The organism is Neotamlana laminarinivorans, assembly GCF_020523925.1.
Classification (GTDB): domain Bacteria; phylum Bacteroidota; class Bacteroidia; order Flavobacteriales; family Flavobacteriaceae; genus Neotamlana; species Neotamlana laminarinivorans.
In genome coordinates this window covers 446,591-463,885 of sequence record NZ_JAJAPW010000001.1, presented here as the reverse complement: position 1 = coordinate 463,885, position 17,295 = coordinate 446,591, and the positions used below count along the sequence as shown (strand labels likewise).

General features: G+C 31.0%; 16 protein-coding genes. 10 read left to right on the top strand and 6 right to left on the bottom strand.

Going from position 1 to position 17,295, the window contains the following annotated elements; genetic code table 11:
* Positions 1-28 precede the first annotated feature (28 nt).
* Positions 29-307, bottom strand: coding sequence for a DUF4834 family protein (locus tag LG649_RS02130; protein WP_226540424.1), 279 nt, complete (start codon positions 305-307; stop codon positions 29-31).
* 131 nt (positions 308-438) lie between these two features.
* Here LG649_RS02130 and LG649_RS02125 point away from each other — a divergent pair, with 131 nt between their 5' ends.
* Both LG649_RS02125 and LG649_RS02120 read left to right on the top strand, forming a co-directional pair.
* Positions 439-1,443, top strand: a complete 1,005-nt coding sequence (locus LG649_RS02125) for a transporter (protein ID WP_226540423.1) — start codon at positions 439-441, stop codon at positions 1,441-1,443.
* A 24-nt stretch (positions 1,444-1,467) separates the two neighbouring features.
* Positions 1,468-2,592: a GTP cyclohydrolase gene (locus LG649_RS02120; protein WP_226540417.1), complete on the top strand. Its 1,125-nt coding sequence runs from the start codon at positions 1,468-1,470 to the stop codon at positions 2,590-2,592.
* 56 nt (positions 2,593-2,648) lie between these two features.
* Here the strand turns inward: LG649_RS02120 and LG649_RS02115 are convergent, their stop codons facing one another.
* From LG649_RS02115 to LG649_RS02105, 3 genes are all read right to left on the bottom strand, one after another.
* A complete protein-coding gene (locus LG649_RS02115) occupies positions 2,649-3,911 on the bottom strand; it encodes an aminotransferase class I/II-fold pyridoxal phosphate-dependent enzyme (RefSeq protein WP_226540415.1) in 1,263 nt (420 codons plus the stop codon).
* Between the two features lie 225 nt (positions 3,912-4,136).
* On the bottom strand, positions 4,137-5,177 hold the full coding sequence (locus LG649_RS02110; RefSeq protein WP_226540412.1) for a PLP-dependent cysteine synthase family protein: 1,041 nt from the start codon (positions 5,175-5,177) through the stop codon (positions 4,137-4,139).
* Between the two features lie 79 nt (positions 5,178-5,256).
* The gene (locus LG649_RS02105; protein ID WP_226540411.1) at positions 5,257-7,317 is read right to left on the bottom strand and encodes a S9 family peptidase; all 2,061 of its coding nucleotides are present in this window, start codon (positions 7,315-7,317) and stop codon (positions 5,257-5,259) included.
* Between the two features lie 84 nt (positions 7,318-7,401).
* On the opposite strand from LG649_RS02105, the gene LG649_RS02100 reads away from it, so the two are divergent.
* Positions 7,402-7,725, top strand: coding sequence for a YbaB/EbfC family nucleoid-associated protein (locus LG649_RS02100; protein WP_226540410.1), 324 nt, complete (start codon positions 7,402-7,404; stop codon positions 7,723-7,725).
* A gap of 73 nt (positions 7,726-7,798) precedes the next feature.
* On the opposite strand, the gene LG649_RS02095 is transcribed toward LG649_RS02100, so the two are convergent.
* Positions 7,799-8,773 carry a threonine aldolase family protein gene (locus LG649_RS02095; protein ID WP_394371895.1) on the bottom strand — a complete coding sequence of 325 codons (975 nt, stop codon included), beginning with the start codon at positions 8,771-8,773 and terminating at the stop codon, positions 7,799-7,801.
* A 257-nt stretch (positions 8,774-9,030) separates the two neighbouring features.
* On the opposite strand from LG649_RS02095, the gene LG649_RS02090 reads away from it, so the two are divergent.
* Genes LG649_RS02090 through LG649_RS16370 form a run of 3 tightly spaced genes read left to right on the top strand, consistent with a single transcriptional unit; the run spans position 9,031 to position 12,219 of the window.
* Entirely contained in the window at positions 9,031-10,488 is a 1,458-nt protein-coding gene (locus LG649_RS02090; protein ID WP_226540408.1) for a circularly permuted type 2 ATP-grasp protein, read from the top strand.
* A gap of 10 nt (positions 10,489-10,498) precedes the next feature.
* On the top strand, positions 10,499-11,443 hold the full coding sequence (locus tag LG649_RS02085; protein ID WP_226540407.1) for an alpha-E domain-containing protein: 945 nt from the start codon (positions 10,499-10,501) through the stop codon (positions 11,441-11,443).
* An 11-nt stretch (positions 11,444-11,454) separates the two neighbouring features.
* Positions 11,455-12,219: a transglutaminase-like domain-containing protein gene (locus LG649_RS16370; RefSeq protein WP_226540405.1), complete on the top strand. Its 765-nt coding sequence runs from the start codon at positions 11,455-11,457 to the stop codon at positions 12,217-12,219.
* Positions 12,220-12,225: 6 nt separating this feature from the next.
* Here LG649_RS16370 and LG649_RS02075 read toward each other — a convergent pair whose 3' ends face one another.
* Positions 12,226-14,619: a zinc-dependent metalloprotease gene (locus LG649_RS02075; protein ID WP_226540404.1), complete on the bottom strand. Its 2,394-nt coding sequence runs from the start codon at positions 14,617-14,619 to the stop codon at positions 12,226-12,228.
* A 135-nt stretch (positions 14,620-14,754) separates the two neighbouring features.
* On the opposite strand from LG649_RS02075, the gene prfB reads away from it, so the two are divergent.
* From prfB to LG649_RS02055, 4 genes are all read left to right on the top strand, one after another.
* Positions 14,755-15,865, top strand: a protein-coding gene (prfB, locus tag LG649_RS02070) for a peptide chain release factor 2 (protein ID WP_226540403.1) whose coding sequence is annotated in 2 segments (ribosomal slippage) — positions 14,755-14,817 and positions 14,819-15,865 — 1,110 coding nt in all. Because the reading frame shifts where the segments join, the coding sequence is not laid out codon by codon here.
* Complete coding sequence (locus LG649_RS02065; protein WP_226540401.1) at positions 15,862-16,482, top strand: HAD family hydrolase; 621 nt, start codon at positions 15,862-15,864, stop codon at positions 16,480-16,482. Before prfB ends, LG649_RS02065 begins: the two co-directional genes overlap by 4 nt.
* 3 nt (positions 16,483-16,485) lie before the next feature.
* Positions 16,486-16,827 carry an arsenate reductase (glutaredoxin) gene (gene arsC / locus LG649_RS02060; RefSeq protein WP_226540399.1) on the top strand — a complete coding sequence of 114 codons (342 nt, stop codon included), beginning with the start codon at positions 16,486-16,488 and terminating at the stop codon, positions 16,825-16,827.
* Positions 16,828-16,881: 54 nt separating this feature from the next.
* Positions 16,882-17,223 (top strand): ArsC/Spx/MgsR family protein, encoded by a 342-nt coding sequence (locus LG649_RS02055; protein ID WP_226540398.1) that lies wholly within the window; start codon positions 16,882-16,884, stop codon positions 17,221-17,223.
* Positions 17,224-17,295 lie beyond the last annotated feature (72 nt).

Sequence of the window (17,295 nt, the reverse complement as noted above, 5' to 3'; positions counted from 1 at the left end):
TTAAATAGGTTATGTATGAATGTGAAAATTAATCAATTTCCTCGAAGTCGACGTATTCACCAACTTTTTTATTTGAAGATTTAGGTTTTGGCATTTTATCAATAGTAACTTCTCCTTCTTTCTTAGGGTTTTGTTTCTTTTGTTGTTGAAACTGAGAAAATTGTCCTCCAAAACGTTCTTCAGCTTTTTTTGCAACAAATTTCAGAAAAAAAGGCGTAAATAATCGTGACAATATTTTTATTCCAAAATAAATTAATAGAATAATTAAAATTGTTCTTACTAAACCAACTGCCGATGCGTATTGCATAGAAATAATTTTTTCACAAAAATACAATTCTATACATTTAAAAAACGTTGAATAATGATAAAAAATTTATAAAATCTCTATATTTGAAACTCGTATTGTAAAATGCATCAATAAACAACCCCAATTTAATTATGAACTTAAACAAAACTTTATTAGCAGCCTTATTTATTTGTTGTAGCACATTAAGTTATGGCCAATACACAGATGTTATAAATTCTAATCGCCCAGGTGTTTCTAGAAGCGCTTTTTCTGTAGGAACAAATGTTGCGCAATTTGAAGTAGGTCCTTATATGGTTAAAGAAGAACGTGAACCATCGCCATCTTATTCAGTATCAGGTTGGGGTGTTGATTTTGCTGCTCGTTACGGACTGTTATGGGAGCCATTAGAAATTAATATAGAAGGCACATTTCAGCGCGATACAAAAACTTTTGATTCTGAATTTGCTGTTGATGATAAACGAGGAAATTTTAAATTTTTAGCATTAGGAGCTAAATATTTGGTTTACGACCCTTATAAACATGCTGGAGAAGAAAAACCAAACCTTTACAGCTGGAAAGCTAATAACAGATTTAAATGGAAATCTTTAATACCTGCAGTTGCTGTTTATTTAGGAGCTAACTATGATCTTGAAGATAACCCATATGTTACAGCAGGCGTAGAAGGTGTTAGCCCAAAAATTATGATAGCAACACAGCACAATTTTTCTGGCGGATGGGTTTTTGTAATGAATTTTATAAAGGATAGAATTGGCACAGACCAATCTGATTTTCAATACATATTAACATTGACACATTCATTTAATCCAAAATGGGTTATTTTTGCTGAAACACAAGGCATAAAAAGCGATTTTTATGCCGATAACTTATTAAGAGGTGGTGCTGCATATTTATTAGGAAAAGATTTTCAAATTGATGCAGCAGTAACAACAAATTTTAAAGACACCCCCTCTGTTTTTAATGCTACCATTGGCGCATCTTATAGACTTGATTTTCATAAGGATAAAGAAATTGATAATGGAAATTCTAAAAAAGATGTAGCGAAACGCGGTAAAAAAGTTAAAAACAAGAAAAATAAAGATAACAACAACCAAGAAAACGTTATTAAACGAAATCAAAAAAAGGAAATTGATTTTTAATTATATATAACGTCAATCATTTATATGAGTACAATTACACTTAAAGAAGTAAAATCTAAAAAGGATTTAAAAACATTTGTAAAATTTCCATTTAAACTATACAAAAACTCAAAATATTGGGTCCCTCCTATTATTAGTGAAGAAATGAAATCTTTTGACACTAAAATAAATCCTGTATTTCTTGACGCAGAAGCCAGATTATTTTTAGCATACAAAAACAACGAAGTTGTAGGTCGTGTTGCAGCCATTATTAATTGGAAAGAAATTAAAGAACTTAACCAAAAAAAAATGCGTTTTGGTTGGTTTGATTTTATTGATGATTTGGAAGTTTCTTCAGCTTTATTAAAAAAAGTTGAAGAAATAGGAAAAGCTAACAACCTAGAATACACAGAAGGCCCCGTAGGATTTTCTAACTTAGATAAAGTTGGAGTAATGAGTGAGGGTTTTGAAACCATCTCTAGCATGGTTACTTGGTATAACTACCCATATTATATAAAACATTATGAGGCTGAAAACTATACAGAAGAGAAATCTTATAGAGAAAGTATTTTTTCTTTTGATGATGTAAATCCAGATGATTTTACAAAAATTCAATCTTTAATTAAAAGGCGTTACAAATTAAAGGCTTTAAATTTCACAAAAACTGAAGATGTTATGCCTTATGTCGATAAAATGTTTGATTTATTTAACCAAACTTACGCTAAATTATCGTCATTTGTAGCTATTAACGATGTACAAAAAGAATATTTTAAAAAGAAATTTATCAGTTTTATAAACCCTGAGTATATTAAATTTGTAGTTGATGCAAATGATGATTTAGTAGGGTTTTCAATAGTAATGCCTAATTTTTCTGAAGCATTACAAAAAGCCAACGGAAAGTTATTCCCGTTAGGTTTTACACATATTTTACATGCAAAAAAACATAGTAAAGATGTTGTTTTTTATTTAATAGGTATTCGTGAAGATTACCAAAACAAAGGTGTTCATGGCATTTTATTTAGTGAGTATTACCCAATATTTAAAAAACGAGGAATAAAAAATTGCCATCGTACTCCAGAGTTGGAAGACAATATTGCTATTCAAAATATTTGGAAAAATTTTAATCCAAAAATTACTAAACGTAGAAAAACTTATAAAAAGTTACTATAAACAAAAAAACCGATTCTTTAATAGAATCGGTTTTTTAAGTTTTAATCTTTTATAAACTATTTATCTTCCATTTCTGCCATAACAGCAGCAGACAATCTTTTGTAAGTTCCGTTATCTAATCGTTCTCTAATAGCATCAAAAGCATTAAGTGTTTCTTCTACATCTTGTAAAGTATGTGTAGCTGTAGGAATCATTCTTAATAAAATTAATCCTTTAGGTATTACTGGGTAAACCACAATAGAACAGAAAACCCCATAATTTTCACGTAAATCTTTTACAAGTGCCATAGCCTCAGGAATACTTCCTTTTAAATAAACAGGAGTTACACAACTTTGTGTTGTACCAATATCGAAGCCACGTTTTTTTAATCCAGATTGTAACGCATCAACAATAGTCCATAAGTTTTGTTTTAACTCAGGCATTGTACGCAACATATCTAAACGTTTTAAAGCACCAACAACTAATTGCATTTGTAGTGACTTTGCAAACATTTGCGAACGTAGGTTATACTTTAAATAATCGATAATTTCTTGATCGGCCGCAATAAAAGCACCTGTACTTGCCATAGATTTTGCAAATGTAGCAAAGTATACATCAATATCATCTTGAACACCTTGCTCCTCGCCTGCACCTGCGCCAGTTGCACCTAAAGTCCCAAAACCATGAGCGTCATCAACAAATAACCTAAAGTTAAACTTCTTTTTAAGCTCAACAATTTCTTTTAAACGACCTTGCTCTCCTCGCATTCCAAAAACACCTTCAGAAATTACTAAAATTCCTCCACCCGTTTGTTCTGCCATTTTAGTAGCACGCTCTAAGTTTTTTTCTAAACTTTCAACATCGTTGTGCTTATATGTAAAACGTTTACCATGGTGTAAACGCACACCATCAATTATACATGCGTGAGCATCTACATCGTAAACAATAATATCATTTTTAGATACTAAAGCATCGATAGTAGAAACCATGCCTTGGTAACCAAAATTTAATAAATAAGCGGCTTCTTTTTTAACAAATGCTGCTAATTCGTTTTGAAGTTGTTCGTGTAATTCTGTATGACCAGACATCATTCTAGCTCCCATTGGGTAGGCCGAACCATATTTAGCACCAGCTTCAGCATCAACCTTTCTTACTTCAGGATGATTGGCTAAACCTAAATAATCGTTAATACTCCAAGTTATAACTTCTTTTCCTTGAAATTTCATTCTGTTAGAAATTTCTCCTTCTAATTTAGGAAATACAAAATATCCTTCAGCATGAGATGCCCATTTTCCTAAAGGTCCTTTATCTCTATAAATTTTATCAAATAAATCTTTCATTTAAAAATTCTTATGGCTATTAAAAAGTTATAACTAAAACGTTTCAAAAAATATATAAACACAGTTTGTGTAGTTTTGAGAAAAGCCGTTTTTATTTAGTGGTGGCAAAATTAAGTATTTTATAGGATTGAACATAATTTTTAATGTTCAATTATTAAAAAAACAACTAAAAAAAGGTGTTCTACACCTATGTAAAACACCTTTTTTATTATTGCTTGTAATATTTTATTTTATATATTCAATTTTTTGGGTTGAAACCTCATTAACACTATCGAAAAAGCCTTGGTCGTTCATCCACTTTTCGCTATAAACTTTGCTCATGTATCTAGAACCATGATCTGGAAATATAACTACAACTTTGTCTGATTTTGTAAAACGTCCTTCTTCTCCTAACTGCTTAATGGCTTGCATTACTGCTCCTGATGTGTATCCAGCAAATATACCTTCGGTTTTAGCAATTTGTCTAGCAGTGTGAGCGCTTTCTTCGTCAGTAACTTTAACAAACTCGTCAATAACATCAAAATCTGTGGCTGCTGGTATTAAATTTTTACCTAAACCTTCAATTCTGTAAGGATAAATTTCTTTTTCATCAAACTCGCGAGTTTCATGATATTTTTTTATTACAGAACCAAAAGCGTCAACACCTATTACCTTAATATTAGGATTTTGCTCTTTTAAAAATCGTGCAGTTCCAGAAATAGTTCCTCCAGTTCCGCTACATGCTACCAAATGTGTTATTTCACCACCGGTTTGCTTCCATATTTCTGGGCCTGTGGATTGATAATGCGCTTCAATATTTAATTGGTTAAAGTATTGGTTAATGTAAACAGAACCCTTGCGCTCTTCATGTAAACGCTTTGCTACTTGGTAATAAGATCTTGGGTCGTCTGCACTTACATGCGCAGGACAAACATAAACCTTTGCTCCCATGGTTTTAAGCATATCTATTTTATCTGCAGAAGATTTTGAACTAACAGCTAAAATACACTCATAACCTTTAATTATACTTACCATAGCAATACTAAAACCTGTATTACCTGATGTAGTTTCAATAATTGTATCTCCAGGAGAAAGTATGCCTTTACGTTCTGCTTCTTCAATAATATAAAGTGCAATTCTGTCTTTTGATGATTGACCAGGATTAAAAGATTCTATTTTAGCATAAAAATCTCCTTCAAATTCCGAAGTAATTCGATTTAGCCTTACAAGTGGTGTATTGCCTACTAAATCTAATACATTATCAAATACTTGATTTCTGTTTTTCATAAAAGTTAATTTTAAGCTACTTAAAATAAGTCTATGAAAAGTAGCTTATAACTAAACAAAAGTATGACTTTTTTTTTTATCAGCCATGAATTCCTTCTAAATCTAATAAAAAAGCATACTCTAAAGCCACTTCTTTTAGACTTTCAAACCGTCCTGATGCCCCACCATGTCCAGCATCCATATCGGTATGTAAAAGTAATTTATTGTTATCGGTTTTTAACTCCCTTAGTTTAGCCACCCACTTAGCTGGCTCCCAGTATTGCACTTGCGAATCGTGTAAACCAGTTGTTACTAGCATATTTGGGTACGCTTTAGATTGCACATTGTCGTACGGCGAATAAGACTTCATATAAAAATAATATTCTGCATTATTTGGGTTTCCCCATTCGTCGTACTCACCTGTGGTTAGTGGAATAGTGTCATCTAACATTGTAGTAACTACATCTACAAAAGGTACGGCTGCTAACACACCATTATATAATTCTGGATTCATATTAATTACAGCTCCCATAAGTAAGCCACCCGCAGAACCTCCGTAAGCATATAAATGTTTTTCTGAAGTATATTTTTGTTCTATTAAATGCTTTGAACAATCTATAAAATCTGTAAACGTATTTTTTTTAGTTAATAATTTACCGTTTTCGTACCAATGGCGACCTAAATATTCGCCGCCACGAATATGCGCAATAGCATAAATGAATCCACGATCTAGCAGACTTAAACGGATGCTTGAAAAAGAAGGATCGATAGTTGAGCCATATGAACCGTATGCATATTGTAAAAGCGGATTGTTGCCATCTAACTTTATTCCTTTTTTGTAAACCAAAGACATTGGAACTTTTACACCATCTCTGGCTGTAGCCCAAATACGTTTAGATTCATAATTTTCTTTTTTAAACTGCCCTCCTAAAACCTCTTGCTCTTTTTTAATTTCACTAGTTTTAGTTTTAAAATTATAATCTATTACAGAACTTGGTGAAGTTAACGAGTTATATGCATAACGCAGTTCGTTACTATTAAAATCTGGGTTATTTCCAATATATGTTGTATAGGTTTCTGAGTTGAACGGCAGATAATAATCTTCATCGCCATTCCAGCTTATAATACGTAGTTTATTTAATCCATTTTCGCGCTCGTTAACTACTAAATAGTCTTTGAAAATTTCTATATCTTCAATTAAAACCTCTGCTCGATGTGGTAAAACATCTTCCCAATGTTCTAGTTCTGTATTGTCTTCGTTTGTTTTAGATAACTTAAAGTTTTGTGCGCCGTTTGCATTAGAAATAATGTAGAAACTATTTTTATAATGCGCAATAGAGTACTCTAAATCCTGTGTGCGCTCTTGGAAAATTTTAAAATCTCCATCAGGTGTGTCGGCATTTAAAATACGGTATTCGGTAGTTAACGTACTGGAAGAGCCAATTACAATATACTTTTTCGATTTTGTTTTGTAAACAAATGTATTGAAGGTTTCATCGGTTTCAAAAAACACTTCCTTGTCTTGCTCCACACTTTCTCCTAATCTATGCTTAAAAATTTTGTGCGAGCGCAAGGTAACTTCATCTTTTCTGCTATAAAACAATGTTTTATTGTCGTTTGCCCAAGTAGCTCGTCCTGTTGTGTTTATAATTTTATCTTCAAGAATCTCTCCGGTTTCTAAATTTTTTATTTGAATATTATATTGCCTTCGGCTAACCGTATCTGTTGAAAATGCAGCCATTTTATTATCTGGACTAATGGCAATACTTCCTAAATTAAAATACGAATGATCTTTAGCTAAAATATTACAATCGAAGATTATTTCTTCTGGAGCCTCTAGTGTTTCCTTTTTTCGTAAGTAAATAGGATAATCTTTTCCTGTTTCAAATCGTGTAACATACCAATAACCATTAAGTTTGTATGGCACAGAGGTGTCGTCTTCTTTAATTCTACCTTTCATTTCTTCAAACAATTGTTTTTGAAACTCTTCGGTATGCGCCATCATACTTTTGGTATAATCGTTTTCGGCATTTAAATAACTAACAACCTCTGGGTTTTCTCTTTCGTTCAGCCAATAATAATTGTCAACTCTACTGTCGTTATGAATTTGTAAAGTCTTGGCTATTTGTTTTGCTACTGGGGCTTGTATATCTTTTTTCAAAAGGAAATAAATCTTAAAATTTTAGCCCTCAAAAATAGAAAAATTAAATAGTTTTGTAACTGTAATATTAAAATTAAAAGCGACATGTTTGGAGATATGATGAATATGATGGGAAAACTTAAAGAAACCCAGCAAAAAGTAGAAGATACTAAAAAGCGTTTAGATACTGTTTTGGTTGATGAGTCCAGTAATGATGGTAAATTAAAAATAACTTTAACAGCAAATAGATCTATTAAATCTATTGAAATTGATGATGCTTTAATTCAAGATAAAGAAGAACTTGAAGATTATTTAATTTTAACCTTAAATAAAGCGATTGAAAAAGCAACAAAAATTAATGAAACTGAACTTGCTGCTGTAGCTAAACAAGGCATGCCGAATATACCTGGTATGGATTTATTTAAATAAAACTAAGCGTTTTAAATAAAAAAAAAGAGCCTTTTAATTGAAGGCTCTTTTTTTTTAGAATTATTTTAAGGTATTAGCTAAACATTTTATTTAAGGTTAATAAAACTTTTTCGTGCATAGCGTCGGTATAATCTAAATGTGTAACCATACGAAGTTTGTTTCCGCCCATACTTATAATATGTATATTTTTAGCAGCTAATTTTTTTACGAATTCGTTTTCTGAAACACCTGCATTTAATTCAAAAATTACAATATTAGTTTCGGTAGGCTCAACAGATTTTATAATTGATAATTTAGATAACACGTCTGCAATATTTTTTGCTTTTTCATGATCTTGCGCTAATCGCTCTACATGATTGTTTAAAGCATAAATTCCTGCAGCAGCTAAATATCCTGCTTGCCGCATGTTTCCTCCAAATATTTTTCGAACTCTAATAGCATTTTCCATAATTTTGGCATCACCAACTAAAACGGAACCAATTGGGCAACCTAAACCTTTACTTAAGCACACTGAAATTGTATCGAAAACTTCTCCATATTGTTCGGTTGTTTCTTTTTTAGCTACTAAAGCATTCCATAAACGTGCGCCATCTAAATGAAAACCTAAATTATTTTTAGTGCAAACTGCTTTTATCTTTTTTATTTCATTAAAATCCCAACAAGAACCTCCTCGCCTATTTGCTGTGTTTTCAATTTCTACCAAACTGGTTTTACTATAATAATAAGCACTTGGGTTAATAGCGTTTTCAACATCTTTTGCTGTAAAAAAACCATTGTTCACATCTAATAAATTACAAGACACACCACTGTTAAATGATACTCCTCCAGATTCATAGTTAAAAATATGAGAGTATTTATCGCAAATTATTTGATCTCCAGGTTGCGTATGTAGTTTTATTGCAGTTTGGTTGGCCATGGTGCCGCTAGGGAAAAACAAAGCCATATCTTTATTAAACATTTTAGCTATGTGTTCTTCTAACAAATTAACCGTGGTATCTTCCCGAAAAACATCGTCACCTACTTTTGCACGCATCATAGCTTCCAACATTTCTTTTGTTGGCTTTGTAACTGTATCGCTCCTTAAATCTATCACTTTAATATATTATTAATCAATTATTTATTAGTTTATTTATTTTAATTAAAATCCAAAAATCTTATATTAAATTAATTCAATATTACGATTATAGTAAAATTCAACAATGAAAAATAATATTTTATTAACAAACGCTAAATATTAATAAATTATTATCATAAGTTAAATTGTAATAATTATGTAAATTGGTAAAAATAAATCATATAAAGTCAATGAATACAAATCCTATTTTCTCTTCTTATCAAAATAATAATAATTTATATGATGAAATTTTTGATGTAAATAAAAATGTAAGGCCAACTTATCAAAAAATTTTCGATTTATATAGAAATCATTCTATACAAGATTTTGCTTCTTTAAATGAAAAAGCTAAAGCTGCTTTTTTTAATCAAGGTATTACTTTTCAAGTTTACAGCGATGATCAAGCACAAGAAAAAATATTTCCTTTTGATTTATTTCCAAGAATTATTGAAGCGAAAGAGTGGGAAACTATTGAAACTGGTGTTTTACAACGTTGTAAAGCTTTAAATACATTTTTATGGGATATTTATCATAATAAAAATATTATTCGCGACGGCATTGTTCCGATTGAATTAATTAATTCGTCTGGAAATTATCTTAAGCAAATGATGAATTTTTCGCCACCAAATAAAATTTATAATCATATATCTGGAACAGATTTAATAAAACATAGTGATGGAAAATATTATGTATTAGAAGATAACATTCGTTGTCCATCAGGGGTTAGCTACGTTGTTGGTAATCGTAACGCTTTAAAGCGCGCTTTATTTGGCGTATTTAATCATTATGAAATACATAACGTTACAGATTATTCTGAAAACTTACTAGAAATGCTCGAATCTGTAAAACCACAAAACGTAGATTCACCTACCTGTGTTATTTTAACGCCTGGTGTATACAATTCAGCTTATTACGAGCATCAATTTTTAGCAAAAACTAGTGGTATTGAACTTGTTGAAGGACGTGATTTATTTGTAGAAAACGATTTTGTTTACATGAAAACAATTTACGGCCCAAAGCGTGTTGATGTTATATACAGAAGAATTGATGATGATTTTATAGATCCTGATGTTTTTAATAAAGATTCTGTTTTAGGTGTAAAAGGTTTATTTTCAGCCTATATAAATGGTAATGTAACTTTAGCAAATGCCCCAGGAACTGGTGTTGCAGACGATAAGGCCATATATACATACATGCCAGAAATTATAAGGTATTACTTAAAAGAAGAACCTATTTTAAACAATGTACATACATACCACTGTAGCAAGCCAGACGATTTAAAATATATTCTAGAAAATATTGATAAACTCGTAATAAAACCTGTTGATGAAGCTGGAGGTTATGGTATTTCTATAGGAAGTAAACTTACTAAAGACGAAATAGAAAAAGTAAAAATTGTAATTAAAGAAAACCCAAGAAAATATATAGCACAACCTATTATGTCACTTTCTGTTCATGCCACTTATATTGAAGATACCTCTTCTTTCGAGCAACGCCATGTAGATTTAAGAACATACACCTTGTTAGGGCAAGACCAAGAATTTGTGCTAAAAGGAGGCTTAACTAGAGTGGCGCTAAAAAAAGGAAATTTAATAGTGAATTCGTCTCAAGGTGGCGGATCTAAAGATACTTGGGTACTAAAAAAATAAACAAAATTATATGCTAGCAAGAGTTGCAAACGATTTGTTCTGGATGGGACGCTATATTGAACGTGCCGAACATACTGCACGATTTTTAAATGTTAACTATTTTTCTTCGCTTGATGCGCCAAATATTTTATCGCAGTCTAGACCATTTGTACTAAATTCTATTTACGGAATGGTAGACGATCGTGTAGAGGACCAAAGCACATTAGTAGAAGAAGAAGTGCTTTATAATGTAGGCCTAAATCCAGAAAAATTGTATTCTATTTTAAGTTGCATAAAAATAGCTCGACAAAATGCCAGTAACGCCCGCGATTTAATATCTACAGAGTTTTACGAGGCTATAAATAAATTCTATCATTTTGTTATGAATTATCCTAAAGATAGATTTGTTAAAAACGGGCTTTATGATTTTACTACCAGCGTTACCGAAAACACTGCTATTTTGCGTGGTAAAATACGGGGTACTTTGTTGCATAACGATATTTTTGCTTTAATTATGTTAGGCATTAATATAGAACGCGCTACGCAAATAACAAGAATTATTCAAACAAAATTATTTGATGCCGAAAAAGCTATAAGTAGCTATTCTAAACCTATTAGAAACAGTTACGAATGGACTACTTTACTTAAATGTGCAGAGTCATATGATATGATGCGTAGTTTGTATAGAAAATCTCCAGCACAGCTAAATACGCTAAATTTTTTAATTTTAAACCCTAATTGCCCACGTTCGGTAATGAATAGTTTAAATCAAACTTACTTACACATATGTAATTTAGATGCCAGTAAAGTAAAAACAGTTAATTCTGCCGCATTTTTAATTGGTAAAATGCGTGCGGACTACGAGTTTAAAACTATTAATGAAATACAAAGTAACGTAGGTATATTTATAGATGATACGCTAAAATGTTTGATGAATATAAGTTCTAAATTAGAAGAAGAATATTTTAATTACTAAAACTACTAGGTGTGAAAAAGCTTTACACCATAACATACTCTTATACAAAAAAATTCAAGCAGCCTGTTACAAGTGCTACTTGGCTGTTTTTAGTAACGCCTACAAATAACAATTCACAAAAATTAATTTCAAGTAATTACCGCACGAATATCCCTGCAATTATAGATGAACAAAACAATAATTTTAACTACAGGATAATTACCGTTAAGCCAAAAAAAATGATTGGTTTTATAAAATTTGATTCTAAATTTATTGTTGAAGTTAATTTTGTTAAATCGCTAAAAAACAGTTTTTTAAATAAATTAAAGCTGTTTTTTAATAGTTCAAAAGCAATCACAAAAGTTATAAAAAACACCTATGATGTGTATTTAAACCCTGGTTCTTCAATTAATTACAATTCTGCAACATTTTTTGTCTTTAATAATAAACTTTCCATTTTTAAAAACTTGAAAGTTTTAATGAAATATGTAAATCAATCTAAACAATTAGAAAACAAACTCGATAAATTCTGTTATTTCTCAAAGTTAAATCAAGTTCCTACTAGGTTTGTTTCTGGTTATTTAATGTCCAGAAAACACATATCTCAATGGCATAATTGGGTAGAATGTTATATTTATAATATTGGCTGGATTGGTTTTGATATTATAAATAATTGCTTAATAAATTATCAATATATAAAAGTTGCTGATGGAATAAATGAAACAGATTGTATTGCTGCAATATTTTATAATTTACCTGATGAAAAACTCAATCAATATTCGCAACAGCAACAATAACTATTATTAATATTCTTGATAGTTGCAAGCATCTGTTCCTATGGGAGATCCATCAGGAATTTTAGGTGCTTTATCTTCTTTAAACAACTCAGGATTCTTTTTAAATTGTTCTATTAAACGTTTGTATTCTTTGGCATAAATATCGCTTCCTAATTCCTGATACAATTCATCTAGCGTATTATTTACAATAGCTTTTACTTGAAAAAAGCAGGCTTCATTGTTTGCTAAATTAAAAAGTTGTTCTAAATAATTTAAATTAATCATTTGTTGTACCTCTGTTAAATAGCTACTATTGTGGTTTTTATAAAATGTATTTTCTGTTATGGCATTTAAAACTTCTTGTAATCCTAATTGCGAACTATTTAAACTTTTTTGCTGAATTAACCTGTTAACTCTTTCTGGATGCAATAAAAACCCTAAAGTAAATTCGCTAGCTGTAGCCGAGGCACTTAATGCATCAAAAGCCACTCCTGTTCTACTTTTAAAAGATTCTCTAGTTCTGTTATAACGGAAAGCTCTTGGTGGGAACAAACCTAATTTATCTTTAGGAATTGCTAGTACTTCGGCATCAATAGTTTTTAATAAAACATTTAACGCTTCTTTTTGTTTGCTATAATCAATTGTTTCAACAATTAATTGGTTATCGTTTTTTGTAGCATAATTATAATTTAAGCCCCCTATTATTTTTGTTGTAGCTTCGGTTTGGTATCTGTGTAAAAAATATAATGGTACAAAAACATCTTCAAGAAGGCTATAAGGCTCATTAGCACGTATGTTGTCTTTAGAAAAGTTTTTAATTGCAGTTTCTCTAATATTCAAAATATTATTTAATTCATCTACAATAGTTTTTCCATTATCCCATAAATGTGCAAAAGCATGAGCTCCACCTTTGGCGCGCGCATCATAATCTGATATAAATTGTAAATTCTTATTTGTTGCTTGGGTTAAAATAGTATTTAAAGCCTCTTTTTCATTAGTTTTATTTGAAAATTCAGAATAACTATACGCTGTGGTAACTTTATCCCATTCACCAATACCTTTTGCATATGCATTACTAAAATCAATGTTTCCATTTTTTAAGGTAAAACTTGGATGCGGATAATCCATAACTGAAGCTTTATTATTAGTACTAGCTGCAAAATTGTGAGCAAAACCAAGTGTATGCCCTACTTCGTGCGCACTTAATTGTCTAATTCTGGCAAGAGCCATATTTAGCATAGCTTCATAATTATCATCGCGTTCTGCAAAAGGTTTATTAGACAACGCTTGCGCAATTAAAAAATCTTGACGAATTCTTAAGCTCCCTAAACTTACATGTCCTTTAATAATTTCTCCTGTTCTTGGGTCTACAACACTCGCGCCGTAACTCCATCCTCTTGTAGCACGATGTACCCATTGAATAACGTTGTATCTGCAATCCATAGGGTCTGCTCCTTCTGGTAACATTTTTACTTGAAATGCATTTTTAAACCCGATAGCTTCAAAAGCTTCATTCCACCAACTTGCACCTTCTAAAAGCGCAGATTTTATTGGTTCTGGAGTTCCTGAATCTAAATAATAAATTATAGGTTCTTTAGCTTCAGAAATTGCAGAATTTGGTTTTTTCTTTTCTAACCTATGTCTTATTATATAACGCTTATTAATTGGCTCTTGTACAGGTGTTGCATAATCTAAATACGAAATTGAAATTGCCCCGCTCCTTACATCAAACTCACGTTTTTTATAGTCATTATCTGGTAATTTAATAAAACTATGGTGTTGAATTACACTAACTAAAGATGCTGTAGGAACCACACTTTTTATATATTTACCTTTAGCATCTCCTTTAAAGGTTAGCATCGCTTCAAATTCAATGTTATTAGGAAAAGCTCTTGTGCGCTCTAAAGCTAAAGCACTTTTGCTAACATCTAACTTATAATTTCCTTGCGACTTTAATCGGTTTGCTACACCATGTGCATCTTGCAATAGAAAAGAAGTTATGTCAATTATATAAGATTTATTAGTAGTTTTAACAATTTTAAAACCATAAAGTACAGACTTAGCAAAGGCTTCCTCAATACTTTTCTTTTCCAATTCATTATCTGTAATGCCTCTAAATTTTAAATTTGGCTGAATTAATAACAATTTATTACCTGCTTTTTTAAACTCAACTACACGTTCATCTCCTAATTGGCCTCTATCTAATCCAATATCGTTAGATCCAACTCCTGTAGCTAACGAGTTAACATATAAAAAAGGTTCATTTAAGGTTTTAACTTCTAAATAAATTTTATCAGTATCCTCGTTGTAATAAAAATTAAAATACCCATTGTAAGCTTTAGTTTCATCTAAGTTTATGCTTTGAGAAAAGATATAAAAAGGCAGAAAAAAGACAAAAAGTAAAAAGGAAAGCTGTTTCATAAATTGGATATATAAGATTTTAAATTTATGCAATATCTCTTATTAAAACAATGGCATATATATATTTATGAGATTATTAAATAATCCTTTTATAAAAAACTATATTTATATTAATTTCGCCTAAAATATTTTAAAATGATTACACTCGATCAAGTAAAAGATCTTAATACCCGCCTTGACAAACTTAGGCACTATCTTTGACATAGAAGCCAAACTTATAGAAATACAAAACGAAGAAGAACAAACCTTCGATCCTAATTTTTGGAACGATTCGAAGCAAGCCGAATTGGTTATGAAATCACTTCGTGAAAAGAAAAGTTGGGTGAAAGACTACGAAACCTCCAAAACCTTAGTTGAAGATTTAGAGGTAATTTACGAATTTTACAAAGAAGACGAAGCTACTGCCGAAGATGTTGAAACACGCTACCAAAAAGCTCTAGAAACTATTGAAAAACTAGAGTTTAAAAATATGCTTTCTGATGAAGGCGATAGCTTAAGTGCCGTTTTACAAATAACTGCTGGTGCTGGCGGTACAGAAAGTTGCGACTGGGCAAGTATGCTAATGCGCATGTATTTAATGTATGCCGAAAAAAGCGGTTTTAAAGTAAAAGAACTCAACTTTCAAGAAGGCGATGTTGCTGGTATTAAAACCGTAACCTTAGAAATTGAAGGCGATTTTGCTTTTGGTTGGTTAAAAGGTGAAAATGGCGTACATCGTTTAGTGCGAATTTCTCCTTTTGATAGTAATGCAAAACGCCATACTAGTTTTGCTTCGGTTTACGTTTACCCATTGGTTGATGATACTATTGAAATTGAAATAAACCCTGCAGACATTGAAATAACAACGGCACGTTCAAGTGGCGCTGGTGGTCAAAATGTAAATAAGGTTGAAACAAAAGTACAACTTACTCACAAACCAACAGGTATTCAAATTTCATGTTCAGAAACCCGATCGCAACACGATAACCGTTCTAGAGCTATGCAAATGCTTAAATCTCAATTATATGAGATCGAGCTACAAAAACAACTAGCACAACGTGAAGATATTGAAGCTGGTAAAATGAAAATTGAATGGGGTAGCCAAATTAGAAACTACGTTATGCATCCTTATAAACTAGTAAAAGACGTTCGTTCTGGTTTTGAAACTGGGAATGTTGATGCTGTAATGGATGGTAATATAGATGCCTTTTTAAAATCGTATTTAATGCTAATGGGGCAAAAAACAGAAGACAATAATCAATTATGAAAGATATAAACGCAATAATATTCGATCTTGGTGGTGTTTTAGTAAACTGGAGTCCAGAACATTTATTTACTGATGTATTTAATGGTGATGCTGAAAAAGCGAAATGGTTTATACAAAATATTTGCACTTTAGATTGGAACGAAGAGCAAGACGCTGGGCGAACCATAGAAGAAGCTAACAAAGTTTTAACTGAAAAGTACCCAGAATACAAAACCGAAATTTTACAATATTACGGTCGTTGGGAAGAAATGCTACTTGGTCCGATTGAAGGCACTGTAAAAATTTTAGATTATTTTGTTAAAAACACCAATTATAAAGTAGTTGCATTAACCAATTGGAGTTCAGAATTATTTCCAATAGCTCTTCAACGCTTCGAATTTTTAAAATGGTTCGAAGGCATTGTTGTTTCAGGAGATGAAAACACAAGAAAACCTTTCGATGAGATTTACAATTTAACCTTAGAACGTTATAATATTACTGCCGAAAACGCCATTTTTATAGACGATAACTTGCGCAACATAGAAGCTGCCAATAAACTAGGAATTAATGGCATTCGCTTTGAATCTCCCGAATTATTAATAGAACAATTAAAAGATTACAACATAAACATTAATTAATTTATGATAACCATTTACCATAATAATCGTTGCAGAAAATCTAGAGAAGGATTACAAATACTTGAAGAATCTGGTAAAGAATTTAAAGTTGTAAAATATTTAGAAGATACACCTTCCGAAGAAAAATTAAAGGAAATTATTGAATTATTAGGTATAAAACCTTTAGAATTGGTTAGAAAAAACGAAGCCATTTGGAAAGAAAACTTTAAGGATAAAGAATTATCAGATTCAGAAATTATATCGGCATTAGCAAAATTCCCTAAGTTAATAGAGCGCCCAATAGTAATAAATGGTAAAAAAGCTGTAGTTGGTCGACCACCTGAAAATATTTCAACTATAATTTAGGAAACAACTGTAAGGATACTTTTTAACATACCACTTATAAACAAAACAAGTGTTATGATTGTAATTTACCAACACCCAAGATGTAGAGCTGCAAAAAAATGTATTAAAATTTTAGAAACAGATTGCAATCAAATTAACGAAATATCTCATCACGGTTTGGATGTTACCGAAAATGAATTGAGAAGAATTATTTCTATTTTAGGTTGTAAACCTATCGACTTAATTAAGCTAGGGCATACTATATACAAAACATTACTTCAGTTTCTAGATTTAAATGATGACGAGCTAATTAAAATTATGCTCCACTACCCTGTTATAATAAAAAGTCCAATAGTAATAAACGGCAATAAAGCTGTAATAGGTAGGCCACCAGAACTTATAAAACAAATCATTTAACTTATATAAATTCGTATTAACACAATTTTAACCAGAAAAGCCTAAAGCATATTCTATTTTTGCAATCTAAAA

Coding starts and splice junctions, on each gene's coding strand:
- LG649_RS02090 (WP_226540408.1), top strand. CDS start 9,031: ATGAATACAAATCCTATTTTCTCTTCTTATCAAAATAATAATAATTTA.
- LG649_RS02085 (WP_226540407.1), top strand. CDS start 10,499: ATGCTAGCAAGAGTTGCAAACGATTTGTTCTGGATGGGACGCTATATT.
- LG649_RS02075 (WP_226540404.1), bottom strand. CDS start 14,619: ATGAAACAGCTTTCCTTTTTACTTTTTGTCTTTTTTCTGCCTTTTTAT.
- LG649_RS02115 (WP_226540415.1), bottom strand. CDS start 3,911: ATGAAAGATTTATTTGATAAAATTTATAGAGATAAAGGACCTTTAGGA.
- arsC (WP_226540399.1), top strand. CDS start 16,486: ATGATAACCATTTACCATAATAATCGTTGCAGAAAATCTAGAGAAGGA.
- LG649_RS02130 (WP_226540424.1), bottom strand. CDS start 307: ATGCAATACGCATCGGCAGTTGGTTTAGTAAGAACAATTTTAATTATT.
- LG649_RS02110 (WP_226540412.1), bottom strand. CDS start 5,177: ATGAAAAACAGAAATCAAGTATTTGATAATGTATTAGATTTAGTAGGC.
- LG649_RS02065 (WP_226540401.1), top strand. CDS start 15,862: ATGAAAGATATAAACGCAATAATATTCGATCTTGGTGGTGTTTTAGTA.
- LG649_RS02100 (WP_226540410.1), top strand. CDS start 7,402: ATGTTTGGAGATATGATGAATATGATGGGAAAACTTAAAGAAACCCAG.
- LG649_RS02120 (WP_226540417.1), top strand. CDS start 1,468: ATGAGTACAATTACACTTAAAGAAGTAAAATCTAAAAAGGATTTAAAA.
- LG649_RS02055 (WP_226540398.1), top strand. CDS start 16,882: ATGATTGTAATTTACCAACACCCAAGATGTAGAGCTGCAAAAAAATGT.
- LG649_RS02095 (WP_394371895.1), bottom strand. CDS start 8,773: ATGTTGGAAGCTATGATGCGTGCAAAAGTAGGTGACGATGTTTTTCGG.
- LG649_RS02125 (WP_226540423.1), top strand. CDS start 439: ATGAACTTAAACAAAACTTTATTAGCAGCCTTATTTATTTGTTGTAGC.